Here is a 24822-nt window from a genome sequence, read left to right on the forward strand (position 1 = left end):
ATGGGTGAAGTGCAGGCTTCGCGTGCCTTCGGGATTGGCTCTGACGCCTTCTGTACTGACCGCAAAGCAGAGGGCAGCCCAGACCGGTCGCGCGCTGAATGCGCGCGGCGAGTATCCCTGCTTGCTTCCTGAGCCTGAGTCGAGGCGGGTTTCAGGCTGGCTGATTCTGCGTATAGCCCGCCTCTTAGCATACTGGTGGTGACAGCCATCACGGCCCCTTGACGTTGCGTGATGGCGGGCGTTGCGTCTGCAGCCACTCACCAGCGTGAGCAAATATTGCGATGACATCGCAGCATAGTTAGTGAATACAAACCTTCTATTTCATTGCAAAATCATCCCTTATCTTTTACCTGCAGGAACCGCGATGCTGCCTCTGAAAATCTTCAGTCTCTGTTTTCTCACCGTGATTTTGCTGTCGCTTGCGGCCAGCCTGGCACAAGCCACTCATGGCAACAACGCTACCGGCCAGGGTGGCTGGGCAACCGCCCGAAGGGATTCGGCTGGTGTCGCGCCCGATCCACAGGCCAACGCCAGTCAGGCCATCGTTCAGGTCTATGCCGCACCGACATACGGCTGGAAAGGCGCTATCGCGGTGCACCCGTGGATTATCTTTAAACGTGCAGGTGAAAGCCGCTATACACGTTACGAAGTCATTAGCTGGGGGAGCGGCGATAAGGTAAGACGTAATTCATCGTTGCCTGACGGCTACTGGTACGGGGCAAAACCGCGGCTGTTGGTCGAGCATCGTGGCCCGGATGCGCAAAAGCTGATCCCGCAGATTGAAGCCGCCATAAAATCCTACCCCTGGCCCACCACCTATCGCGCCTGGCCCGGGCCGAACAGTAATACCTTTATGGCGCACATTGGTCGCAATGTGCCGGATCTCAAGCTTGATCTGCCTGCCAACGCCCTGGGAAAAGACTACCGGCCATTATGGCGCCCCGTGGGCTTGCCGCCGTCAGGTCGTGGGGTTCAGGTATCAATACTTGGCGTCGCGGGCATTACGCTGGGGGCGGAAGAAGGGGTTGAAGTGAATCTTTTGGGACTGAGCGCGGGGATAGGCTTTGCGCCGTTTCGGCTAAGACTGCCTTTTATTGGCGGTTTAGGAAAAAATAATCTGCAGGAAAATAAAATCTGACAGCCGTTTGGTGGATGACGCGGCAGGCGAAACAGGTTACCCGAGTGTTGGGTTGCCGCGTAACCCCACTTCGGGTTGTCTTAACCGTTACGGTCTGCCTGAGTCACATCATCCGTTTTAACAGACGCCAAAATCGCCATCTTCATGGTAGAGATTTACGCTGTCCGCGTTAACTTCGATTTCTTTTTGAGTGGCATCGTCCACGCGAGCGCACCACAGCGTTTCTCCTTCGGCACGTAGCACCACCATTTTGGGGCCGCCCGTTTTCGATTGTACCAGGTCATCAGTTTTAAACATATTTCCTCCGTTGTGAGTATTGATTTTAGTCCATCACGCCAGACTGACACTTTTTTGCGTAACCTTTTCCATTTTAGCCGCAACCTGTTTTACCTGCTGCCCGACAACCCCCATGCTGCTCATCTACCGCATTAAGCATAAGTGAGTTGTCAGTTGACAACTCATTAAAAACAAGGAATGATATGCACCATGGTGGACAGAAAGCGACATCCCAGCAAAGAGATTGAAGCCGCATTATGTTACGCAGAGTTCCATGGGTGGCTGGTGGTTGCTAAGGGCCATCACGCATGGGGCAAAATGTACTGCCCGGCAAATCTGTCGGCGTGCCGCTGTGGTGAATACTGTCTGACCTGTATCTGGCGCACCCCGAAAAGCGCGCAAAACCATGCCAAAGCGCTGCGGCGCGTGGTAGACAACTGTATCGCCACCCGTGAGTGGAAAAAGAGGGAAGGATTATGACGGACTATCATTTCACCCTGCGGTTTGAACTGCCTGAATCAGCCAAATCCATCGACGCATTACTGGAAAAACTGGCGGAGGCAGGATGCGACGACGCGCTGGTCGGTGCCGGTATGGCAGGTAAGCTGGCACTGGAGTTTACGCGCCACGCCGACTCGGCGAGTCACGCACTCGGCAGTGCGATAGAGGATGTGCAGTCTGCCATTCCGGGCGCAGTCATGGTTGAAGCCGCACCTGACTTTGTCGGCTTAACCGATGTCGCCGATCTTATCGGCGTATCCCGTCAGAACATGCGGAAACTGATGGTCACGCACAGCAAACAGTTTCCGCTACCGGTTCACGATGGCAAAACGGCCATCTGGCATTTAGCCGATGTGCTGGAGTGGCTGGCACAGCGTAATCACTACCAGCTGCCTGCGGTCACCTGCGAGCTGGCACAGGTGACGCGTCGGCTTAACGTGATGGGATCCCTGCAGCGCTACGGTTATCAACATTCGTGATCAGTGTGGTATCAGAAAGATTGTCGCCAGGCCCAGAAAAATAAAGAAACCACCAGTATCGGTGATGGCGGTAATCAAGACGCTTGAGCCCACGGCGGGATCGCGTTTCATTTTCGTCATGACCAGCGGCACCATGACGCCCATAACCGCAGCCAGCAGGAGATTCAGCACCATCGCCAGCATCATGACGCCGCCCAGCGCCATGTTATCGTACATGAGCCAGGTCACTCCGCCCATAATGGCGCCCCAGAACAGGCCGTTAATCAAAGCGACGCCGAGTTCACGCATAAACAGGAACGAAAAGTTCCCCGGCTCAACCTGATGCAGGGCCAGGGCGCGAACAATCATGGTGATGGTCTGATTACCGGTGTTCCCACCTATCCCGGCAATAATCGGCATGAGCGTAGCAAGGGCGACAATCTGCGAGATAGTGCCTTCAAACAGACCAATGACGCGTGAGGCAATAAATGCCGTACACAAATTGATTGCCAGCCATGCCCAGCGGTTGCGCACGGATTTGCGCACTGGCGCGAAAACATCTTCTTCCTGACTGATCCCACCCATTTTTCGGATATTGCTTTCGTTCTCTTTGTTAACCAGATCAACAACATCTTCAATGGTGATGCGGCCGATGAGTTTACCCTGCGCGTCAGTGACCGCCGCTGAGATCAGGTTGTAACGTTCAAATGCACTGGCTGCATCTTCGGCTTTATCATCAAGCTGAAACGTGGTGGGATGCGAATTCATCACGTCGCTCACCATGGTCTTGGGTTTGTTCAGCAGAATAGCGGTTAACAGCAGTTCGCCCAGCAGTTGGTTGTTTTCATTGGTGATAAAGATTTTGTCTGTACCGTCCGGCATGCTTTTGCCTTTCCGCAAAAAGCGCTGCACTGTGGCTAAGGTCACATCCTCGCGCACCGTGAGGATATTGAAGTCCATAATCCGGCCCACGCGATCCCGGTCGAACTGCATCACGCTCAGGATGCGGGCGCGCAGGTTAGGCTCAAGCGAGGTCAGCAGGCGTCCGGTGAGGTCGCGTGGCAGGTAACGTACCAGCCAGGCCTGATCGTCAATGTCCAGGGGTTCCATAGCCTGCAGGATGGCGCGATCGCTCATCTCTTCGGTCAGGCTGTCCCAGACGGTTTCAGAGGCTTCAACCAGCACATGACCGCGTTTCTCACCCGGTACCAGGCTCCAGAGTGCCAGACGCGCTTCTTCAGGCAAGGCTTCAAGAATATCGGCAAGGTCAGCGGCATGAAGCTGGCTGATGTCTTGCTGCAGAATTTCACGATTTATCGCATTTTCACGTTGCTGCTCAGCGGTGAGATGGCTGGCTTTATCCAGCAATTCATCCACCAGATCGTGCTCATTGAGCAGCAGCGTCAGAATACGATGACGAATTTCACTTAAACGTTGAGTGTGTGAGGCAGACACATTGCATCCCTATAGTCTGAAAGCACTTGCACGAAGTGTAGCGTTTTGACCGAAAAAGGGATGTAAAAAATGGCGCTGATGCAGGGGATTGCGCGTCGATTAATCAGGTTATGACATCTTATGATTAACGGCTGTCAGAAAGCGTGGTGATCGCCGGAGGCGAGTCGGTTTGTTTTTGCTGATGATGCTCGAAAGCCGCGGGCAGGATAAAGACGAGGCGACTAAACAGAATGATAAAACTGATGAGTAAAACTATCCGCGTCATGCTGACGCTTTTTTTACGTCTTCGTGGAGAAAGGGCGCTGTTCACGCAGTGTAATTCCTGTAAAAACCCAAGACGGGCGACAGCAATATTTAGTCACAGTCGCCCGCTGAAATCAACCGCTGTTTAAAAAAAATACAACAATGTTAATAACTGGCTTTCTGCGCCAGGAGCGTCGCAAACCGGCAGTTTATCCGGTTGCCATTTTCATCTTTGCGGTGTAACTGACCCCAGTTTTCGTTGTACTTCACGATGTGCCAGTTGCGATAGTAATGACTTAACTCGCCGGATTTAAAGGCAAAAGGGAAGTCAGACGGACAGGGTGCATCCTCGGTATTCATAGCGGCAACAATCAGGTTGAAGCCATTTTTCACGGTGCAGGCCTGCATATCGGCAATCAGCTGGGGGATAGTTTCCGGCTGTAAAAACATCATCACCACCGTAGAGATCGCCAGCTGGTACGCACCGTTGAAACGCACCTGGTTTAAATCCTGCTGCGCCGTATGAATGCCGGTCAGCCCTTCGGCGGTAATAATCTGATTCAGGCGTGCCAGGCTTGCCGGATTATGGTCCCAGGCAGTCACTTCGAATCCATGTTGATTCAGAAACAGCGTGTTGCGCCCGCTCCCGCATCCCAGGTCAAGCGCTTTGCCGGGCGTAAGCTTAGGCAAGGCGTCAACCACTTCAGAATGGGTGGGCGTTAAGCCGTAGGTATCGGCAAAATAATGTTCAGTTCGTAATGTCATCGTCATCGGTTCGGTGATGCGGGCAGTCAGTGCCCGCACGATCAGGCTTCTGCGAGAATCAGTTTCCAGCCGGTTACTTCATCCCAGTAGGTTTGCTCACGCTCCAGGTCGAGTTGCACCAGGTTATTCTGACTGAAATAGCCTGCCGGAAAAGTGAGCGTCCAGTGGCCGTCATCGCAGGTGAGTTTTAACGCGTCCGGGCGAGTCGTGGCCTGGCGCTGGTTATTCAGCAAAGTCCCCAGACGAAGCAGAAAGATAAGGGGCAAAAACTGCTTCTTCTTAAACAGCGTCACGCGCGGCAGCTCATCTACCTTCACCGCTTTACGGTGAAATCTGACCAGCGCCGCCAGCAGCATTTGCTGATCCTGATTAAAGCCTGGCAGGTTGGTGTTCTGCAGGATATAGGCTGAATGGCGCTGTAAACCACTGTGATTAATGGTCAGCCCCACCTCATGCAACATGGCAGCCCATTTCAGTAGCGCAGCCAACTGCGGATTCGCCAGTTTGGGATTTTGATCGCGCCACTGCAGATAGAGCTGTTCCGTCGTCTCCAGTACGCGTCGAGCCTGATCGCTGTCGATGGCGTAGTGATTCGCCAGGCTCTGAGCCGTACGGCTGCGAATATCCCGATGGCGGAAACGGCCTTCCATTTCGTACAGCACACCTTCACGAAGTGCGCCATCACTCAGCGTCAGTTCACGGATAGCCAGCGCGTCAAAGACGCCGCAGAGAATGGCCAGGCCCGGAACGAACACGCTTTTACGCTCCTCAGACAGGCCCGGCAGGCTCAGCGCAGCAAAGGACTTGTGCTTAATGACTTCGTCATACAGTTTCGTCAGGCGCTCAGGGGTAATCAGCTTCTCTTTCTCACCCATCGCCAGCAGCACCTCACAGGCGGCTTTGATGGTGCCAGACGCGCCCAGCGCATATTGCCAGCCGTGCAGACGGTACTGCCAGGCCAGCGTTTCCAGCTTCTGCGTGGCGGCCAGGCGGGCGCGACGAAAGTTCTCAACGCTGATTTCACCGCCGGGAAAATAAAGCTGGGCAAAACTCACGCAGCCCATGCGGCGGCTTTCTACCAGCTGCGGCTCAAAATCTTCACCGATCACTAATTCCGTTGAACCGCCACCGATGTCGATGACCAGCTTGCGGCCTTTTTCCGGCTGCGTATGTTCAACGCCCATAAAAATCAGGCGCGCTTCTTCGTGACCGGAAATCACCTCAATCGGGTAAGGAATAACGTCAGCCGCGCGCTGCAAAAAGGTTTCGGCATTCACCGCCTGCCGTAACGTATGTGTGCCCACGATCGTCACGTTGCTGGCGTTAAAGCCCTGCAGACGTTCAGCAAACAGCGCCAGGCAGTTCAGTCCGCGTTCCATCGCCTCTTCGCTCAGGTAATTTTTGGCATCCAGCCCATCGGCCAGATGTACCCGTTGCTTCAGACGCCCCAGAACCTGCAAAGCGCCATCCACCACGCGGGCAATTACCATGTGGAAACTGTTGGAGCCAAGGTCAATTGCCGCAAACTCTTGAGGTTTCGGCGTACTTTTTTGGGAGATAGGCATAGGCGTTATTCAGGTTGTTCCAGCTTCTTAATGTAATCGTAAATGGCCATCTGCGACCGTACTTTACGACGATTACCGCGCTGAACGTACTGGTTAGTCAGCTCTTTATCCACAACACGTGCTTTAACGGTGTCGCTAAGCTGAATAGCAATAATGTCCAGGATGCGCTGCTTTATCTGTGGATCAAGGATCGCCACGGCCACTTCGATGCGATAATCAATGTTACGCGTCATCCAGTCCGCGGACGAGAGAAACACTTTCTTATCACCACCGTTTTCAAAAATGTATACGCGGTCGTGTTCCAGGAAGCGGTCAACAATACTGATCACACGAATGTTTTCACTGATCCCGGGCAAGTCTGGAATCAATGAGCACATTCCGCGCACCAGTAAATTAACATTTACGCCAACGCTGGATGCGGTATAAAGCCTGTCTACCAGCCCTTTGTCCACCAGGTTGTTAATTTTCAGCGTAATCCCACTAGGGCGTTTTTGCTGCGCGTTGGCGATTTCGTTATCGATCAAATCATACAACATGCGACGCGAGTTTTGCGGAGAAACCATTAAATGGTCAAAGGTCACCGGGCGATAGGGATTTTCAATAAAGTTGAAGACCCGGCGCACTTCATTGGTGATACGCGCATCGGCGGTTAACAGGGAATAGTCCGTGTAAAGGCGTGCCGTTTTTTCATTGAAGTTACCCGTACCGATGTGGGCGTAGCGCACGATCTCCTCGCCTTCCCGGCGGGAAATCAAAAACAGCTTGGCGTGAATCTTCAGCCCGGGCGCGGAGAAAATAACGTGTACACCGGCTTCCGTCAGGCGTTTTGCCCAGTAAATATTGGCTTCTTCGTCGAAACGGGCCTGCAGCTCGACTACAACGGTCACCTTTTTCCCGTTATAGGCGGCATGAATCATCGCATCCATAATGCGCGAATGCTTGGCGACGCGGTAAATATTGATTTTGATCGCCAGCACGCTCGGGTCGAATGACGCCTGACGCAACAGTTCAAGAACATGCTCGAAGGTGTGGTACGGATAGTAAAGCAGCACGTCGCGATTACGAATGGCATCGAAACCGTTGCGGAAACCGTCAAAGCCAATATGGCGGATTTGCGGCATCGGCCGGTTAATCAGGTTGTTCTTCCCGACGTTAGGGAAGCCGATAAAATCTTTAAAGTTGTGGTAGCGCCCCCCCGCCAACACGGAGTCGTAATTTGAAATCGACAGCTTGTCGCACAGTAGCGCCACCATCGAATCCGGCATGTCGCGCTGATAAACAAAACGCACCGGCTCAGCGGTCAGACGCTGTTTCAGGCTGGATGACATCAGTTCCAGCAGGCTGGATTCCATTTCTGTCACCAGGTCGTACTCCGCATCACGCGTCATTTTCATCGAATAGGCGTTGAGCGTGTCGTAGTCATAGAAACCTTTAAAAATATCATCCAGACAATACCGCAGGATGTTATCAAGCAGGATCATAGGTTTACGGCGACGGGGAGGTTCGGCTGGCAGATTGATGAAGCGTGGCACTTTATCCGATGGAATTTCCAGCAGGGCGTACTGAATATCCTGACCGCGAATAATTTCAACCGCCAGGTAGGTGTAATCGTCTTTCAGAAACTCGGTTAAATCGGTTTCATGAGTAATCAAAATCGGCGTGATGTGCTGACGCAGCTCATGCTTAAAGTAGTGGCGCAGCCAGCTTTGCTGGTTAGGTGACAGCTGACGTTCGTTTATCAGGAATATTTGATTACGCGCCATCTCCAGCAGCAGGTCGTTATACAGGGCGTCAAATTCCTGATCTGACTTCAGGACGCGCTGTTGGATCTTTTTTAACAAATGGCGTGGCGTGCTGGCGGAGCCTTGCTCTTCGCCAATCAGGATACGGCGTTTCAGATCGGCAAAACGTACCTTGTAAAATTCGTCGAGGTTGTTCGAGTAAATACCTAAAAAACGCATACGTTCAATCAGCGGATTACCTTTATCTGCCGCTTCCTGCAAAACACGTTCGTTGAAGCACAACCAGCTCATTTCTTTTTCGATATAAAGCTTTACCTGACCCATTCTCACTCCGTATGACGGTTGCAGGACTGACGACGATACAGTATCCAACAGCATTATGGCGAGAGTATGGCAGGGTTGTCCAACAGCAAAAGTTGTCTTATCAACCAGCTACGGGCAACATAGCGACTCATTTCCGCCGCATAACCAGGGCCGCATGAGCGTAAACCATATTCCTGTGCAGTTTAGCGATCGCCGACGTCGTGCTATTGACCGTTTCACGCGGCGCCTCGTCACGTGTTGCGGAGCGGCCATTCTGCTACTGATGATGCTGTTGTTCTTTTGGTTGCTTTGGGTGGTCCTGCCGTTATTCAGCGCGCCGGGCGTGCAAAGCGTCAGCAGCCAACGTCTGTGGGATTCGGCACCGGCTCTGGCGATCGGCAATCTGGGCGACGTAGGCTGGCGCATCAGCCGCGACGGAAAGGCGCGCTTTATTCCGCTGAACGGACAACCGGCAGCTCCGGCATTAGGGCTTTCGCCCGTGCCGGAGCAGATCGTAACCAGCGCAGACGACAAGACGTTGCTGCTTAATGCCCAGGGCAGTTTAACCCTGCTGCAACCGGTGATAAGCCAGGGCGAAGGCGAATGGCATTTCCCATTGGGCGATAAGGTGTTTCGCCTGCCACAGGGCGGAATAAAAAAGATGGCGCTGGCCACGATTAGCCCTGACCAGTGGCGCATCGCCGCCTCCGGTGAGTCCGGAGTAAACCTACTGACGCTGGGCACCGACCAGCAGGCGTCGCTGATTACGCTACCGGCCCAGCAACCTCAGCATCTGTTACTGTCACCCAAAGGCGACCTGCTGTATACCACCGAAGGTAACCTGCTGCAGGTCTGGCAAATTGATGACGGGCGAGCCTGGCTGCGTGAAACGCAGACGCTGGCTCAGCCGCCCCGGCAGTTGCTGTTACTGGCTGGCGGGCAAAGCCTGCTGATCCAGGATGACAGCGGCATTTCTCAGTGGTTCTCCATAGCGGGTCAACACGGCCTGCGCTTACACCGCATCCGGACCTTTGAGCACAGCGCCGGACAGGCCACGATGATCGGTGAGCCACAGCGACGGGTGTTTGCCACGGTTGATCAGACCGGCATGCTGAAGGTGTTTGCCAGTAAACAGAACGGGCCTATCCTGCAACGGCAACTGGCCGCTGGTATTCTTCAGGCCCAATTCTCCCCCCGAGGTGACAGCCTGCTGCTGGAGCGGCAGTCAGGCTGGGAAACGCTGAAGCTGACGAATCCCTGGCCGGATGTGACCTGGCGTAATTTCTGGCAAAAAATCTGGTATGAAAACTATCCCAAGGCTGACTGGGTCTGGCAATCCACCAATGCCGGAGACAGCTACCAGGCGAAATTCAGCCTGATCCCAATGGTCGTGGGCACGCTGAAAGCGGCCAGTATGGCTCTGCTGTTTGCCACGCCGCTGGCGCTGGCCGCCGCGATGTATACCGCGTGGTTTATGGCACCGGGCCTGCGTCGTTGGGTTAAGCCCGCCATTGAGATGATGGGGGCGCTGCCCAGCGTGGTGATCGGACTGATCGCCGGATTATGGTTAGCGCCGCACGTAGGCCAGGCGTTAGTGGGCGTGCTGCTGCTGCCCGTGACGCTTGCCGGCAGCCTGCTCGGCTGTGGCGTAGTGAGCCGTCGCCTGCCTGAGCGCTGGCGCCAGCCAGGACGAGAGGTGTTGTTGCTTCTGCCTGTGCTGCTGAGTGTCACTCTGCTGACGTTAGGGTTGCCGACCCTGATCGTACCCGATGCCGGCGACTGGCTACCGCATTACGCGCAACGTAACCTGTTGGTGGCGGCGCTGGCGATGGGGTTTGCGCTGGTACCGTTAATTTTTACCCTGGCTGAGGATGCCCTGTTTAGCGTGCCTGCCTCGCTGGGACAAGGATCGCTGGCGCTGGGTGCCACGCCCTGGCAAACCCTGACGCGAGTTGTGCTGCCGGGCGCGTCGGCGGGGATTTTTGCCGCCTTAATGATTGGCTTTGGCAGGGCGGTCGGCGAAACCATGATTTTATTAATGGCGACGGGTAATACGCCGCAAAGTGAAGGCGGCTTGTTCAGCGGCCTGCGTACGCTTTCCGCCAACATCGCGATCGAGATGCCTGAAGCGGCCGTGGGCAGCGCCCATTACCGAATTTTGTTCCTGAGTGCGTTTTTATTGCTGATATTTACGTTAATGATTAATACCCTGGCAGAACTCATCCGGCAGCGCCTGCGCCATCGCTTTAGTCAGTACAAGGAGCAGGCATGACGGTGATGCGACAAAACGACCGCTGGCGATGGTTAACGGCCGGGGCCGTGACGGTGTGCCTGTTGGCGTTTACCTTATTGATAGGATTGCTGGGATGGCAGGGGCTGCGTACCTTTTGGCCTCATAAGATTGAGCTCTATACCTTAACGCAGCCTGACGGCAGTCACACCCGGCTGCTGGGTGAAACCCTTGAGCGGCAGTCACAGTATCCGGCCCCGGCTGGCAATGCAGATGACCCGCACGCGACGCTGCATCGCTATTTGATTAAAACCGGCAACCGTGACTGGGCCGCACCGGATTTTCGTATTGCGCTCAGCAAGAATACACCGGCAGTCAGCCAGCCTGAGGCCATCATGGTGTTACAGCGCCGCAGTCACGGCAATGCTTACGGCTGGCTTGTGGGCCTGCGCGAAGACAATGAAGCGCTGACGGCCAAAAACATCAATGCACTTTTACAGCAGCGCCTTGAACAGGTGCAGATCCTGGTACGACAGTCCAACGAAATCCGTCGTGTTGATATGGCCCGGCTGAATCAGCAACTGGATCAGCTAGACGATCAGGCTGAACAGCAGCGTGAGGCAAAGCAGTTTGATTTGCAGGCGCAGTCAGAATATGACGCCAATCAGGCTGCACTTGAGCGTCGGCTTATTCAGCTCAATGACAGGCTGAACAATCTGCAAGAGGAAAGTCAGCGTGACGCCTTAATTCTGCGTGACGTTAACGGTATCGAGCACAGTATCCCGCTGTCGCAGATCGTGGCGGCCTGGCAACCCAATGCCATGACGTTGACAGAAAAAACAGGGCACTTTTTCCACCAACTGTGGCGCTTCGTCAGTGATTCGCCTGCCGAGGGCGAAAGCGATTTTGGCGTTTTCCCCGCCATCTTCGGCACGGTTCTGATGGTGCTGCTGATGTCCGTGGTTGTCATGCCGTTGGGGGTGATTGCAGCCGTCTGGCTGCATGAATATGCCGGACGCAATGCCTTGACCCGACTGGTGCGCATCGCGGTGGTAAACCTGGCGGGCGTGCCATCCATTGTCTATGGTGTGTTCGGACTGGGCTTCTTTGTCTGGCTGGTGGGCGGTTCGGTCGATCGGCTGTTCTACAGCAGCGCGCTGCCGAATCCCACCTTCGGCACGCCGGGCTTGCTCTGGGCATCGCTCACGCTGGCCCTGCTGACCCTGCCGGTGGTGATCGTGGCAACGGAAGAGGGCTTATCCCGCATACCGAACAGCCTGAGACAGGGATCGCTGGCGCTCGGGGCGACGCAGGCCGAAACCTTATGGAACGTGGTGCTGCCGATGGCGGTTCCGGCGATGTTAACCGGGCTGATTCTGGCGGTAGCGCGCGCCGCGGGCGAAACCGCGCCATTGATGCTGGTCGGCGTGGTAAAAATGGTACCGGAATTGCCGGTTGATGCGGTGTTTCCCTATCTGCACCTCGACAGAAAATTTATGCATCTGGGCTTTCAGATTTATGATTTAGCTTTTCAAAGCCCCAATACCGAAGCCGACCGGCCGCTGGTGTTTGCCACGGCGCTGCTGCTGGTGCTCATTATTCTGTTGCTGAACCTGCTAGCCATGGGCCTGCGTCACCGTCTGCGTGAACGCTATCGCCTGATGACTCAATAACTGACGATGACTACAATGCCCGAAACTGATATTGCGCTAACCGTTGATCACCTTTCGCTCTGGTACGGTGAGCGTCAGGTGCTTCAGGATGTCTCGCTGCAGCTACCTAAAAACCGTATTACCGCCCTGATTGGGCCGTCCGGCTGCGGCAAATCAACGTTGCTGCGCTGCTTTAATCGTATGAATGACGTGATCGATAACTGCCGCATCGACGGCGAGATTCTTCTGGAGCAGCAGTCGATCATGCGGCCTGCCCAGGATGTCTCTGCGCTGCGTCGCCGGGTCGGTATGGTTTTCCAGCGGCCCAATCCTTTTCCGAAGTCGGTCTACGAAAACGTGGTGTACGGATTGCGCTTGCAGGGCGTGCGCGACAAGCGGGTACTGAATGAGGCCTGTGAACGCGCACTCCGTGCGGCGGCGTTATGGGGAGAAGTGAAAGATCAGCTGGCACAGAATGCCCTGACGCTCTCCACGGGGCAGCAGCAGAGGCTGGTTATCGCCCGCGCCATTGCGATTGAGCCGGACGTGCTGTTACTGGATGAGCCGACGTCGGCGCTGGACCCGATTTCAACGCTGGTGATCGAAGAACTGATGAGCACCTTGAAACAGCACTTCACGCTGGTGCTGGTCACCCATAATATGCAGCAGGCCTCACGTGTGTCGGATTACACGGCCTTTATGCATCAGGGATCGCTGGTGGAGTTCGACACAACAGACAAGATTTTCACGACGCCGAAGGTGCGCCGGACGGAAGATTACATCACCGGACGCTATGGCTGAAAAGGGCAGGGAGCCTGGCTCCCTGCCTGTTACTCGTGGGCGTAGCCCTGAAGCGGTAACGGCTTACCATCCAGCCAGGCCTTTCCCTCACGCATGGCCAGGCGGCCTTCAACAAACCAGTTAATCACCAGCGGATAGATGGCATGTTCCTGATGTTGCACGCGCTCGGTAATGTCCGCTTCGCTGTCTTCGGCAAAAACGGGCACCTTGGCCTGCAGAATCACCGGACCACCGTCCAGTTCATCCGTTACGAAATGCACTGACGTGCCATGCTCCGCATCGCCATTTTCCAGGGCCTGGCGGTGAGTATGCAGTCCGGGATATTTGGGCAGGAGCGACGGGTGAATATTCAGCAGTCGGTCGCGATAATGCGCCACAAAACCCGGGCTTAAAATGCGCATATATCCTGCCAGCACCACAACATCCGGCGCACAGGCGTCGATCTCACGCATAAGCTGGCGATCAAAACTTTCACGGTCGCTAAAGTCACGGGCGTCCAGGGCAATAGCCGGAATGCCTGCCCGCTCTGCGCGGACTAAGCCATAGGCGGAGGCTTTATTACTGAACACGGCAGCGACGCTGCCGTGAATACGCCCGTTTGCACAGGCGTCAAGGATGGACTGAAGATTACTTCCGTTGCCGGAGATCAGCACAACCAGCTTTTTCATGACGTGATGACCACACGCTCTTCCGCTTCTGATGCCTTAATCACGCCGATTTTCCAGGCATTTTCACCGGCGGCGCGCATTAGTTCAACGGCTTTATCCGCGTCGGCAGGGCTCAGGGCAATCAGCATACCCACGCCACAGTTGAACGTACGGTACATTTCGTGACGGCTGACGTTACCGGCCTGCTGCATCCAGCTAAACACAGCCGGCCATTCCCAGCTTTTTTCGTCAATCACGGCCTGGGTGTTATCGGGCAGCACGCGTGGAATGTTTTCCCAGAAGCCGCCGCCGGTGAGATGCGCGATAGCGTGCACATCGACCTGTTCGATCAGGCTCAGAATGTTTTTGACATAAATGCGGGTAGGTTCCAACAAATGATCGGCCAGCGGTTTGCCTTCGAGCTGCTCAACCTGCGGATCGGTCCCGCTGACTTCCAGAATTTTGCGCACCAGAGAATAACCATTGGAGTGCGGGCCGCTGGAGCCTAATGCGATCAGGACATCGCCGTCCTGCACTTTGCTGCCGTCAATGATTTCTGATTTCTCAACGACGCCAACGCAGAAGCCGGCCACGTCGTAGTCTTCGCCATGATACATGCCCGGCATTTCGGCCGTTTCGCCGCCCACCAGTGCACAGCCTGACTGCAGGCAACCCTCGGCGATACCGGTGATGACCGCCGACGCGGTATCCACATCCAGTTTGCCGGTGGCGTAGTAATCCAGGAAGAAGAGCGGTTCAGCGCCTTGTACCACCAGATCGTTGACACACATCGCGACCAGATCAATGCCGATGGCATCGTGGCGCTTAAGATCCATCGCCAGACGCAGTTTAGTACCTACGCCGTCGGTGCCGGAGACCAGCACGGGTTCACGGTATTTTTGCGGCAGCGCACAAAGCGCACCGAAGCCGCCTAGTCCACCCATGACTTCCGGGCGACGCGTCTTTTTCACTACGCCTTTAATACGGTCAACCAGAGCGTTACCAGCATCAATATCAACACCGGCGTCTTTGTAACTGAGAGAGGTCTTGTCGGTCACTGCGAGGTCCCCACGCGAGTTGCGGTTGGTGGTTTAATATAAAGCGCGGCAATTCTACCAGCGCAGGCAAACGTTTGCGAGTCTCAGATTGCGTCCCCGGCGATTTTCATCAATCCTTACTTTGCCATGACAAAATGCCTCTGATTGCGCAAGCACATGTGGCACTGCGGCGAAAAGGCGGTATAATCCCGCGATTTTTTTTTAGCTCAACTCACTCCGGGAGAACAACAATGAAGATCGTGGAAGTCAAACACCCGCTGGTCAAACATAAACTGGGACTGATGCGTGAGCATGATATCAGTACAAAGCGTTTCCGCGAGCTGGCCTCTGAAGTCGGCAGTCTGCTGACGTATGAAGCGACCGCCGATCTGGAAACCGAAAAGGTCACCATTGAGGGCTGGAATGGCCCGGTTCAGGTTGATCAAATCAAAGGTAAAAAAATCACCGTCGTGCCTATTCTGCGTGCCGGTCTGGGCATGATGGAAGGCGTACTGGAGCACGTACCCAGCGCGCGCATCAGCGTTGTTGGCGTCTACCGTGATGAAGAAACGCTGGAGCCGGTGCCTTACTTCCAGAAACTGGTTTCGAATATCGAAGAGCGCCTGGCACTGGTGGTTGACCCCATGCTGGCCACGGGCGGCTCAATGATTGCCACGATAGATCTGTTAAAGAAAGCGGGCTGCAGCAGTATTAAAGTGCTGGTGCTGGTTGCGGCACCTGAAGGGATTGCCGCGCTGGAAAAAGCGCATCCGGATGTGGAGCTTTACACCGCTTCTGTGGATCAGGGGCTTAACGACAAGGGTTATATCATCCCAGGCCTGGGTGATGCCGGTGATAAAATCTTCGGCACCAAGTAATGATGAAAATCCGCGGCGCCATGCATCACGCTGTTTTCAGCCTGCAGCAGCAGGCCGAGCCGCTTTTTTCTGTTGTAACACATAAAGAAATGAACCAGCCGACCAGAGAGTCGGCTTTTTTTTGCCTGAAAACAGACCACTCACTCAAGGGGACTTTTAATGACTCGTCGCGCTATCGGCGTTAGCGAACGGCCGCCATTACTGCAAACGATTCCGCTCAGCCTGCAGCATCTGTTCGCCATGTTTGGCGCCACCGTGTTAGTGCCAATTCTGTTCCACATCAATCCGGCGACGGTATTGCTGTTTAACGGTATCGGTACGCTGCTGTACCTGTTTATTTGTAAGGGAAAAATCCCCGCCTATCTGGGTTCCAGCTTTGCCTTTATTTCACCCGTGTTGCTCCTGCTGCCGCTGGGTTATGAAGTAGCGCTGGGCGGTTTTATTCTGTGTGGCGTGTTGTTCTGCCTTGTCGCGCTGATCGTTAAAAAAGCCGGAACAGGCTGGCTGGACGTGATGTTTCCGCCAGCAGCAATGGGGGCCATCGTTGCCGTCATTGGTCTGGAACTGGCTGGCGTGGCCGCGAATATGGCGGGGCTGCTTCCAGCCGAAGGCCAGTCGCCAAACGGCACAACCGTGTTGATTTCGCTGGTGACCCTGGCGGTTACCGTTTTTGGATCGGTTTTGTTTCGTGGATTTATGGCGATCATTCCTATCCTGATCGGTGTGCTGGCCGGTTACGCGCTTTCCGCCTTCATGGGCATCGTGGACTGGAGCGGCGTTGAACAGGCGCACTGGTTTGCCTTACCGACGTTTTATACGCCGCGCTTTGAATGGATTGCCATGTTGACCATTCTGCCCGCCGCTCTGGTGGTCATTGCCGAGCATGTGGGCCATCTGGTCGTGACGGCGAATATCGTTAAAAGAGATCTGGTGCGAGATCCCGGACTGCATCGTTCCATGTTCGCCAATGGCTTATCGACGGTCATTTCCGGGTTCTTTGGATCAACCCCGAACACGACATACGGCGAAAACATTGGCGTCATGGCGATTACCCGCGTTTACAGTACCTGGGTGATTGGCGGCGCGGCCATTTTCGCGATTTTACTCTCCTGCGTCGGCAAACTGGCGGCCGCTATTCAGGCGATTCCGGTGCCGGTGATGGGTGGCGTATCCCTGCTGCTGTATGGTGTTATCGGCGCGTCAGGTATCCGTGTCCTGATTGAGTCCAAAGTGGATTACAACAAAGCGCAAAACCTGATTCTGACCTCCGTTATCCTGATTATTGGCGTCAGCGGGGCGAAAGTGCATATCGGGGCTGCCGAGCTGAAAGGCATGGCGCTGGCCACGCTGGTCGGCGTTGCGCTGGCCTTAATTTTTCGCGTCATTTCCCTCCTGCGTCCTGAAGAAGTGATTCTGGATGCGGAAGACAACCGCGAGTCGTAATCCCACCGTCAGCGGTCAAAAGTCGGGCAGGGATGCCCGATTCATCTCTGGCCGAAAACTATGATAGACTTGCCCCGATTTTTGCTTGTTCTCTTGCTGAGGTGCTTCTGAACACGCCGGCACAATTGTCATTGCCACTCTATTTACCTGACGACGAAACCTTCGCCAGCTTCTGGCCGGGTGAAAACCCCTCGCTTATTGCCGCGATTAAGGGTGCGCTTAGCCAGCAACATGGCAGCTATCTTTATTTCTGGTCTCGTGAAGGGGGCGGTCGCAGCCATCTGCTGCATGCCGCCTGCGCTGAAATGTCTGCACGCGGCGAAGCCGTGGGCTATGTGCCGCTCGATAAACGCACCTGGTTTGTCCCGGACGTGCTGGAAGGCATGGAGCAACTGCCGCTGGTTTGCATCGATAATATTCAGTGCATTGCGGGAGAAGAGGCCTGGGAAATGGCGATTTTCGATCTTTATAACCGCATTCTGGAAACCGGCAATACCCGGTTGTTTATTACCGGCGATCGTCCTCCGCGTCAGCTCAATCTGCATCTGCCCGATCTGGCATCGCGCCTCGACTGGGGGCAGATTTATCGTCTACAGCCGCTCTCCGATGAGGATAAACTGCAGGCTTTACAGCTGCGCGCCGGACTGCGGGGATTTGAACTGCCTGAAGACGTCGGGCGCTTTTTGCTAAAGCGCCTTGACCGAGAAATGCGCACGCTGTTTGATACGTTGGATCGTCTCGACAGCGCATCCATTAGCGCCCAGCGTAAGCTGACGATTCCTTTCGTAAAAGAAACCCTTGGCCTCTAAAGGATTTCCAGTACCGCTTCTGGCGGACGTCCCAGGCGGGCGCGATCGCCGTTGATCACAATCGGTCGCTCAATCAGTTTGGGATTTTCCAGCAGCGCGTCCAGCAACGCGCTTTCCCCGATGTCAGGCCGATCCAGCCCCAGCGCCGCATAAAGCGGATCCTTACGACGCATTAACTCACGTGCACTTTGCATACCCAGCTTTTGCAGCAGGATCTGTAACGTCTGGCGATCCGGCGGCGTGTCCAGATAGTGCACGATCTCCGGGGCGATGCCGCGCTCTGCTAGCAGCGCCAGGGTTTCCCGGCTCTTGCTGCAGCGCGGATTATGATAAAAGGTCACCATACTGTTTATCCTCGTTGATACTGCTTAAAGCGTTGCTGGAGCTGGCGTAGCTGGTCGATGCGGGCATCGTAACGGGCCTGTTTCAGGCTGCCGAGCGGCACCAGTGAACTGGCCCGGCTTAGGGCGCTAATGGCCTGATCCAGCTGGCCGCTCAGCGCCAGACTTTCGGCGCGGGCAAAGAGCTCCTCATCTGTCAGCCCCTGCTGCGCGGAAGCCTGGGCCAGCAGATCCCATCCGTTGGTATCGTCTTTATGAGTCCAGGTATAGCGGTTGAGAATGCGGCTGGCGTTCGCCGGCTGTTTCGCTTCCACATAGGCATTAGCGAGGTTCAACTGGACGACCGGGCTGGTTTTTGACGCCTGGGTCGCGGTCAGCATCGCTATCGCCTGCTGCGGCTGATTCAGGCCGATATCAATGTCAGTCATCAGGTCCAGCAGCCAGACATTTTCAGGTTGTTTCGCCAGTAACGGTGCCACGATCCTTTTCGCCTCACCAAAGCTTTTAGCCTGCAGGAACTGCACAGCTTTACCGTACTGCGAGGCCAGCTGTTCGCGGGAATTACCGTTAGCATATTGCGTAAGCAGTTCGTCCGTTAACTGGTTACGGCCAGTCGAATACATGCCTAAGGACCGCACTTTGGCCAGATAAAAGTCTTGAGACGACTGCACCACCACCGGACGCATCTGGTTCGCACGGTTGCGCGCATCGGCAAGACGGCTGTCAGGCAGGGGATGGGTTAACAGGATTTCCGGAGGCTTCGAAGAAAAGCGGCTCTGATCGGCCAGTTTTTGCAGGAAGTTGGGCATGGCTTGCGGGTCAAAACCGGCGCGCTGTAACACCTGAATACCGATGCGATCGGCTTCCTGTTCATTATTTTGGGTAAAGCTGATAATCCCCTGTTGGGTGCCGGCCAGCGTACCGGTCAATGCCGCCATGCCCATTTGTGGGCTGGCCATCGCCAGTAAAATTGAACCCAGCGCGCCCACCCAGGTGAGCGGGGCATTACGTTTTTGATCTTCCATTGCCCGCGCCAGATGGCGCTGCGTGACGTGGGAGATTTCATGGGCCATGACTGAGGCCAGCTGGCTTTCGTTATCCGTAAAACGGAACAGGGCCGCATGCAACACCACGTTGCCACCAAAGAAGGCGAAGGCGTTGAGCTCATCGTTCTGAATCAGGAAAAAGTGGAAGGGCGTTTTAACGGCGTCCGCATGCGAAACCAGCCGCTGCCCAAGTTGGTTGATGTACTGATTCAGCAAAGGATCGTTAATCAGCGGGGCACTGGCGCGGAGCTGGCGGACGTAGAAGTCGCCCATCTGTAGCTCCTGATTAATCGACAGGGTCGATCCTGCCGTGGTCCCCATATCCGGCAGCGAATCACTGATATCCGCACGGGCGGTCAACGGGCCGGATAACATCAGTGCAGGGAGTAGCGCAGCAAGCAGCGTCTTTTTAAACCGGTTCAACATGCCTTAATCCTGTAATGAATCCCTGATTTTGACAGGTAAGCAGCGGAAATGTTCTGTTTTTTCATCAACAGCGCTACGGTCTTCGTATCTTAACCACAGCCAGGGAAGAATGAAATGGCGTTGTGGCAGCCGGGATCGACGCATTGCCCCTTCGGGGCTTATCGGGTGCTTGCCAACCCCAGCCGCCCTGTATCAGCAGTCAGAAAAAGGCATTCGTCGTGCTGCCAGCGCATTGACGACGTGGTGAACCGCTGTCACCGCAATGTCATCTTCCCGTGATGTTGATGTCACACAACCCCGTTAGGTTAAGCGCCAATGAGATCGATCTCATTATCGATTAACCGGGGGTGAAATGAGTGATTTAATCAGCGTGGCGGTTCTGGCCGGCGTTTCGCGAGCAACCGCGGCGCGTGCCTTTTCCGATCCCCATCTGCTTAAGCCCGGCACGCTGAAAAAAGTGCTGGAGGCCTCGGAGCAGTTGGGGTTCAGACCTAACCACATTGCGCGCCAGCTCCGTACGCAAAACTCCACGACGCTGGGCGTTTTGCTGCCTTCGCTCAGTAACCCGGTGTTTGCCTTGCAGCTTCAGGCCATGGAGCAACAGGCGCGTCTGGCGGGCTATGGCCTGCTGGTGGCCACGACCGATTACCAGCCAGAGCGAGAAGCCGCCATGATTGAACATATGCTGCGCCAGCGCGTCGCGGGCATGGTGCTGACCGTCTCCGACGCGGACAGCAGCACCGTATTAGCCCCGCTGGCAGAGGCGCGAATGCCCTTTGTTCTGGCGCATAACGTGCCGCAACAGCAAAACTGGCGCTGCGTCTATGTCGATAACCGTCGCGCAATGGCCGAAGCCACGGCGCACCTTATTGCGCTGGGTCATCAGCATATCGTGATGGCGGCGGGACCGATGCTGCAGTCGGATCGTGCCCGTCAGCGTTATCTTGGCTATTGCGATGCGATGCAGCAGGCAGGATTTGTCCCGAGGGCACTAATTGATATGCCCAGCCATACCCAATCCAGATTCGAGCCCCTTTTACCGCTGATCAACAGCCCGGACCCACTGACCGCCGTCATCTGCAGTAACGATCTCCTGGCGATCAGCCTGCTGGGCGCGGCCGCCCGTGCCGGCATTCAGGTCCCGCATCAGCTGTCGGTCATGGGGTTTGACGGCATTGCTATAGGCGAACAGCTTTCACCCTCGCTGGCCAGCGTGGTACAGCCCAGCGATCGGTTAGGTGCCTGTGCCATCGATATGCTTCTTCAACCCTCTCATGATGACTCGTGCCTGCTGGACCACTGGTTGCGTTCAGGCGAGAGCATCGCTGCAGTCTTTCATTCGTCAACATCAGGGAACCATCATGTCTACACACAATAAAATCACCGTGCTTGCCAGGGCGGCGCTCTTCACCGCCTGTGCATTTTCCAGCCAGCTGGTGCAGGCTGCTGAGAATGCTATTTGCTACAACTGTCCACCTGAATGGGCAGACTGGGCGACCGAGCTTCAGGCCATCAAAAAAGATACCGGCATTGTGGTGCCGCAGGACAACAAGAACTCCGGGCAGGCGCTGGCTCAACTGGTCGCCGAGAAAGATAATCCCGTTGCCGACGTGGTGTATTACGGCGTCAGCTTTGGTATCCAGGCGGCTCAGGCAGGCGTGATTGCTGACTATAAGCCGGCCAACTGGGATCAGGTGCCGGCAGGCATGAAAGATCCGGAAGGGAAATGGGTTGCGCTGCATTCCGGCACGATGGGCTTTATGGTCAACGTAGATGCGCTGGGCGGTGCACCCATTCCAACATCCTGGGACGATCTGCTGAAGCCAGAATACAAAGGGATGGTGGGCTATCTCGATCCGGCCAGTGCGTTTGTGGGTTACGTGGCCGCCGTGGCGGTGAATCAGGCCAAAGGCGGCAGTATGCAGGACTTCACTCCCGCGCTGACCTGGTTTAAAAAGTTGCAGGCGAACAAGCCTGTCGTGCCGAAACAGACGGCCTATGCTCGGGTGATCTCCGGCGAGATCCCCATTCTGCTGGATTACGACTTCAACGCTTATCGCGCCAAATATAAAGATCATGCCAATGTGGTGTTCGTGATCCCGCAGGAAGGGACGGTCACGGTGCCTTATGTCATCAGCCTGGTGAAAAACGCCCCGCACGCCGCTAACGGCAAAAAAGTCATGGACTACGTGCTGTCGGATAAAGGCCAGGCCATCTGGGCCAATGCCTATCTGCGCCCGGTACGGCCTTCAGCCATGTCTGCCGAGGCCAAAAAGCGCTTCCTGCCAGACAGTGATTACGCGCGCGCGCATACCGTGGACTATCAGCAGATGGCCGATGCACAGAAAGCCTTCTCTGCCCGCTACTTGAGTGAGATTCGGTAATGGCAGCGTCTGACGCCCGCAGCGATTTACCGGTGGCAACGCGCCACCGGTCACGCCGACGCGAGCAGGGGGCAAACTGGCCATGGATGCTGCTGCCAGCCTTACTGTTTTTTGCCGCGTTCTGGCTGTTACCTTTTGCCCGATTATTACAGATGGGCATGACGCCGGATCGCAGCACACATCACAGTGGCTACTGGACGGTAATTACCCAGCCGCAGTATCTGCAAAGCCTGGTGAATACCGTGCTGCTGTCGCTGACGGTAACGCTACTGACGTTGGTCATCGCCACCGTCGTAGGGTGCTTCCTCGCTCGCCAGCGTTTCACCGGACGCGGCACTCTGCTGGCACTGCTGACCTTTCCTCTGGCGTTTCCCGGCGTGGTGGTGGGGTTTTTAGTGGTGATGCTGGCAGGACGACAGGGCGTGCTGGCGCAGATCAGCCTGCGCCTGTTTGATGAGCGCTGGACGCTGGCCTACTCACTCACCGGGCTGTTTATTGGTTATCTCTACTTTTCGCTGCCGCGCGCCATTGTGACATTGGTGGCCGCGAGTGAAAAACTGGATCGCTCGCTGGAAGAAGCCGCCCGTTCGTTAGGCGCCAGCCAGTGGCGCATTATCTGGGATGTGATCGTGCCGGGACTTAAACCGGCACTGCTCTCCAGCGGTGCGCTGTGCTTTGCCACCAGTATGGGCGCATTTGGCACCGCGTTTACCCTGGGAACCGACCTGAGTGTGCTGCCGCTGACCATTTATGGCGAATTCACCAACTACGCTAACTTCGCCACGGCGGCGGCGTTATCGGTGGTCATGGGCGCTGTCGCCTGGGCTGGCTTAATGCTGGCGCGCGTACTCACCCAGTCAAAACAGGAGCCGTCATCATGAAGCGCCGTGGGCTGTTTTACCTGCAGGTCGCGATCACCACACTGACTGCACTGTTCATGATTGTGCCGGTGATCCTGTCGATGCTGGCGGGCGTGACGCAGAACTATTTTGTTGGCCTGCGCAGCGGACTGACGCTGAAATGGGTGGCGCAGGTTTGGGAGATGTACAGCGACACCTTTTGGCTGTCGTTGCTCATTGCCGTCAGCTGCTTGATCGTCACCGTGGCGATCGGCGTACCGGCCGCCTGGGGCTTACTGAAATCGCCCTCTCGCTGGGCATCGCGCATTGAAGAGTGCCTGATGTTGCCGGTGGCGCTTCCGGGCCTGGCCACCGCACTGGGCATTATCCTGCTGTATGGCCAGTTCAGCAGCCTGCGTGACAGCTGGGTGTTTATCCTGATTGGTCACGTCCTTTTTACGCTGCCGTTTATGATCCGCCCGGTGCTGGCGGTGATGCAGGCGATACAGCTGCCCCGACTGGAGGAGGCTGCCGCCAGCCTCGGGGCCGGCTTCTGGCGTCGCTTTTTCACCGTGGTGGTTCCCAACTGCCGCAACGGCATTCTCGCCGGGGCCTTTATGGTGATTACGTTATCGGTAGGCGAATTTAATATCACCTGGATGTTGCATACGCCACTGACCAAAACCCTGCCAGTAGGCCTGGCCGACAGCTACGCCTCGATGCGGCTGGAAGTCGGTTCTGCTTATACCCTGATCTTTATTTTAATGATTCTACCGCTGCTGTTGATGCTCAACGCCTGTAATCACTGGCTTGAACGCCAGTCTCGCCAACAACCAAGGGAGGAAAAAGCATGATTGTTGATGCGGTTAACGTCACGCTACGCGGCTGTGCGCGTCGCTTTCATCACCATCAGGCGCTGTACCCGCTGGATCTTAGCGTACGCGCAGGGGAAACCCTGGTTCTGCTGGGCCCGTCCGGCTGTGGCAAAACGACAACGTTGCGCATTATCAGCGGGCTGGAGAGCACTGACGCGCCGGGTGAAGTCTGGTTTGACGATCGCAACGTGACCGACCTGCCTATTGAGAAGCGTAACGTAGGAATGGTGTTTCAAAACTACGCCCTGTTTCCCACGCTTAACGTGGCGCAGAACGTAGCCTATGGGCTAAAAGTGCAGGGCATTCCGCGCCACGAGCGTGAGGCCCGGGTCAATGAGATGCTGGAACTGGTCGATCTCACGTCACTGGCACATCGTCATATCGACAAGCTCTCCGGCGGGCAGAAACAGCGCGTGGCGCTGGCAAGAGCGCTGGCGGCACGGCCTAAAGTGCTGCTGTTTGACGAACCGCTGGCGGCGCTGGATGCCAAACTGCGTGAGCGTCTGCGTCTGGAAATCGGGGGCCTGTTAAAAAAGCTGGCTATCACCGCCGTGTATGTCACTCACGATCAGCAGGAAGCTATGGCGCTTGGCGATCGTATCGCCGTCATGGAGCAGGGGCGCCTGGTGCAGATCGATACGCCGCAGGCCATCTATCAGCGTCCGGCCTCGCGTTTTGTGGCGGATTTCGTTGGCGCGATTAACTGCATCGCACGTGACGATCAAGGCCATCCAGTGCGTTTTTGTCGACCAGAGGATGTGCTGCTGGCAGACGAAGGCCGCTATGCGCAGCACGGCTGCATTGTTGCCAGCACCTTTCTCGGCGCGTCTCAACGCCTGATGATTGATATCGGGCTGGACAAGCCGATTCAGGTTGAACGTCACGCACGGGAAACCTGGCACGCCGGGCAGCGAGTGAGCTGGTCGCTGGCTGAGCAGGCCGCACTCGAATTTACCCTTTAAGGAGTC

26 protein-coding genes are annotated in these 24822 nt (G+C 55.7%); 16 read left to right on the forward strand and 10 right to left on the reverse strand.

The genetic code is table 11. The features are described 5' to 3' along the window. Positions 1-364: 364 nt before the first annotated feature. Positions 365-1138 carry a DUF3750 domain-containing protein gene (locus AAIE03_RS02765; RefSeq protein ID WP_015699750.1) on the forward strand — a complete coding sequence of 258 codons (774 nt, stop codon included), beginning with the start codon at positions 365-367 and terminating at the stop codon, positions 1136-1138. Positions 1139-1255: 117 nt separating this feature from the next. Here AAIE03_RS02765 and AAIE03_RS02770 read toward each other — a convergent pair whose 3' ends face one another. Next, a complete protein-coding gene (locus AAIE03_RS02770) occupies positions 1256-1435 on the reverse strand; it encodes a GDFGVC terminal motif YodC-like protein (protein WP_013026715.1) in 180 nt (59 codons plus the stop codon). 189 nt (positions 1436-1624) lie between these two features. Between AAIE03_RS02770 and AAIE03_RS02775 the strand changes: the two genes are divergently transcribed. Then, the gene (locus AAIE03_RS02775) at positions 1625-1894 is read left to right on the forward strand and encodes a hypothetical protein (RefSeq protein ID WP_015699752.1); all 270 of its coding nucleotides are present in this window, start codon (positions 1625-1627) and stop codon (positions 1892-1894) included. After that, complete coding sequence (locus AAIE03_RS02780) at positions 1891-2394, forward strand: helix-turn-helix transcriptional regulator (RefSeq protein WP_015699753.1); 504 nt, start codon at positions 1891-1893, stop codon at positions 2392-2394. Before AAIE03_RS02775 ends, AAIE03_RS02780 begins: the two co-directional genes overlap by 4 nt. Here AAIE03_RS02780 and mgtE read toward each other — a convergent pair whose 3' ends face one another. From mgtE to ppk1, 5 genes are all read right to left on the reverse strand, one after another. Beyond that, positions 2395-3828 (reverse strand): magnesium transporter, encoded by a 1434-nt coding sequence (mgtE, locus tag AAIE03_RS02785; protein WP_013026712.1) that lies wholly within the window; start codon positions 3826-3828, stop codon positions 2395-2397. 124 nt (positions 3829-3952) lie between these two features. Next, the gene (locus AAIE03_RS02790) at positions 3953-4138 is read right to left on the reverse strand and encodes a YfgG family protein (protein ID WP_013026711.1); all 186 of its coding nucleotides are present in this window, start codon (positions 4136-4138) and stop codon (positions 3953-3955) included. Between the two features lie 98 nt (positions 4139-4236). Further along, positions 4237-4875, reverse strand: a complete 639-nt coding sequence (gene tehB, locus AAIE03_RS02795; RefSeq protein WP_013026710.1) for a tellurite resistance methyltransferase TehB — start codon at positions 4873-4875, stop codon at positions 4237-4239. Positions 4876-4877: 2 nt separating this feature from the next. Continuing rightward, a complete protein-coding gene (ppx, locus tag AAIE03_RS02800; RefSeq protein ID WP_014594297.1) occupies positions 4878-6401 on the reverse strand; it encodes an exopolyphosphatase in 1524 nt (507 codons plus the stop codon). A 5-nt stretch (positions 6402-6406) separates the two neighbouring features. Further along, positions 6407-8467 carry a polyphosphate kinase 1 gene (gene ppk1 / locus AAIE03_RS02805; protein WP_014605285.1) on the reverse strand — a complete coding sequence of 687 codons (2061 nt, stop codon included), beginning with the start codon at positions 8465-8467 and terminating at the stop codon, positions 6407-6409. A 154-nt stretch (positions 8468-8621) separates the two neighbouring features. Between ppk1 and AAIE03_RS02810 the strand changes: the two genes are divergently transcribed. Genes AAIE03_RS02810 through pstB form a run of 3 tightly spaced genes read left to right on the forward strand, consistent with a single transcriptional unit; the run spans position 8622 to position 13129 of the window. Continuing rightward, entirely contained in the window at positions 8622-10718 is a 2097-nt protein-coding gene (locus AAIE03_RS02810) for an ABC transporter permease subunit (protein ID WP_019106069.1), read from the forward strand. Then, positions 10715-12349 carry a phosphate ABC transporter permease PstA gene (pstA, locus tag AAIE03_RS02815; RefSeq protein WP_498562772.1) on the forward strand — a complete coding sequence of 545 codons (1635 nt, stop codon included), beginning with the start codon at positions 10715-10717 and terminating at the stop codon, positions 12347-12349. The genes AAIE03_RS02810 and pstA overlap by 4 nt, the downstream gene beginning before the upstream one ends. 6 nt (positions 12350-12355) lie before the next feature. Next, a complete protein-coding gene (gene pstB, locus AAIE03_RS02820; RefSeq protein WP_013026705.1) occupies positions 12356-13129 on the forward strand; it encodes a phosphate ABC transporter ATP-binding protein PstB in 774 nt (257 codons plus the stop codon). Positions 13130-13158: 29 nt separating this feature from the next. Here pstB and purN read toward each other — a convergent pair whose 3' ends face one another. Both purN and purM read right to left on the reverse strand, forming a co-directional pair. Further along, a complete protein-coding gene (gene purN / locus AAIE03_RS02825; RefSeq protein WP_014605288.1) occupies positions 13159-13797 on the reverse strand; it encodes a phosphoribosylglycinamide formyltransferase in 639 nt (212 codons plus the stop codon). Continuing rightward, positions 13794-14834, reverse strand: a complete 1041-nt coding sequence (gene purM, locus AAIE03_RS02830) for a phosphoribosylformylglycinamidine cyclo-ligase (RefSeq protein ID WP_013026703.1) — start codon at positions 14832-14834, stop codon at positions 13794-13796. Before purM ends, purN begins: the two co-directional genes overlap by 4 nt. A 230-nt stretch (positions 14835-15064) precedes the next feature. On the opposite strand from purM, the gene upp reads away from it, so the two are divergent. From upp to hda, 4 genes are read left to right on the forward strand one after another with little or no spacing between them, the layout of a single operon-like run. After that, positions 15065-15691 carry a uracil phosphoribosyltransferase gene (upp, locus tag AAIE03_RS02835; RefSeq protein WP_013026702.1) on the forward strand — a complete coding sequence of 209 codons (627 nt, stop codon included), beginning with the start codon at positions 15065-15067 and terminating at the stop codon, positions 15689-15691. After that, positions 15691-15876, forward strand: coding sequence for a hypothetical protein (locus tag AAIE03_RS02840; RefSeq protein ID WP_019106067.1), 186 nt, complete (start codon positions 15691-15693; stop codon positions 15874-15876). The genes upp and AAIE03_RS02840 overlap by 1 nt, the downstream gene beginning before the upstream one ends. Then, positions 15851-17134 (forward strand): uracil permease, encoded by a 1284-nt coding sequence (gene uraA / locus AAIE03_RS02845; RefSeq protein ID WP_013026701.1) that lies wholly within the window; start codon positions 15851-15853, stop codon positions 17132-17134. Before AAIE03_RS02840 ends, uraA begins: the two co-directional genes overlap by 26 nt. Positions 17135-17166: 32 nt before the next feature. After that, positions 17167-17943 carry a DnaA inactivator Hda gene (hda, locus tag AAIE03_RS02850; protein WP_014594292.1) on the forward strand — a complete coding sequence of 259 codons (777 nt, stop codon included), beginning with the start codon at positions 17167-17169 and terminating at the stop codon, positions 17941-17943. Here the strand turns inward: hda and arsC are convergent. Both arsC and bepA read right to left on the reverse strand, forming a co-directional pair. After that, the gene (gene arsC, locus AAIE03_RS02855; protein WP_013026699.1) at positions 17940-18287 is read right to left on the reverse strand and encodes an arsenate reductase (glutaredoxin); all 348 of its coding nucleotides are present in this window, start codon (positions 18285-18287) and stop codon (positions 17940-17942) included. The genes hda and arsC overlap by 4 nt on opposite strands. Before the next feature lie 5 nt (positions 18288-18292). Continuing rightward, positions 18293-19756: a beta-barrel assembly-enhancing protease gene (gene bepA / locus AAIE03_RS02860; RefSeq protein ID WP_014594290.1), complete on the reverse strand. Its 1464-nt coding sequence runs from the start codon at positions 19754-19756 to the stop codon at positions 18293-18295. Positions 19757-19865: 109 nt separating this feature from the next. On the opposite strand from bepA, the gene AAIE03_RS02865 reads away from it, so the two are divergent. The 6 genes from AAIE03_RS02865 to AAIE03_RS02890 all read left to right on the forward strand — a co-directional run bounded on the left by AAIE03_RS02865 (position 19866) and on the right by AAIE03_RS02890 (position 24816). After that, the gene (locus tag AAIE03_RS02865) at positions 19866-20003 is read left to right on the forward strand and encodes a hypothetical protein (protein WP_164886558.1); all 138 of its coding nucleotides are present in this window, start codon (positions 19866-19868) and stop codon (positions 20001-20003) included. Positions 20004-20108: 105 nt separating this feature from the next. Beyond that, positions 20109-21134 carry a substrate-binding domain-containing protein gene (locus AAIE03_RS02870; protein ID WP_105077658.1) on the forward strand — a complete coding sequence of 342 codons (1026 nt, stop codon included), beginning with the start codon at positions 20109-20111 and terminating at the stop codon, positions 21132-21134. Beyond that, positions 21118-22140, forward strand: a complete 1023-nt coding sequence (locus AAIE03_RS02875; protein WP_014605289.1) for an ABC transporter substrate-binding protein — start codon at positions 21118-21120, stop codon at positions 22138-22140. The genes AAIE03_RS02870 and AAIE03_RS02875 overlap by 17 nt, the downstream gene beginning before the upstream one ends. Further along, on the forward strand, positions 22140-23021 hold the full coding sequence (locus AAIE03_RS02880) for an ABC transporter permease (protein WP_013026695.1): 882 nt from the start codon (positions 22140-22142) through the stop codon (positions 23019-23021). Before AAIE03_RS02875 ends, AAIE03_RS02880 begins: the two co-directional genes overlap by 1 nt. Beyond that, complete coding sequence (locus AAIE03_RS02885) at positions 23018-23833, forward strand: ABC transporter permease (protein ID WP_014605291.1); 816 nt, start codon at positions 23018-23020, stop codon at positions 23831-23833. Before AAIE03_RS02880 ends, AAIE03_RS02885 begins: the two co-directional genes overlap by 4 nt. Next, positions 23830-24816, forward strand: coding sequence for an ABC transporter ATP-binding protein (locus AAIE03_RS02890; RefSeq protein ID WP_024471251.1), 987 nt, complete (start codon positions 23830-23832; stop codon positions 24814-24816). Before AAIE03_RS02885 ends, AAIE03_RS02890 begins: the two co-directional genes overlap by 4 nt. Positions 24817-24822: the final 6 nt, after the last annotated feature.

It is taken from the genome of Pantoea sp. Ae19-2 (genome assembly GCF_059801205.1).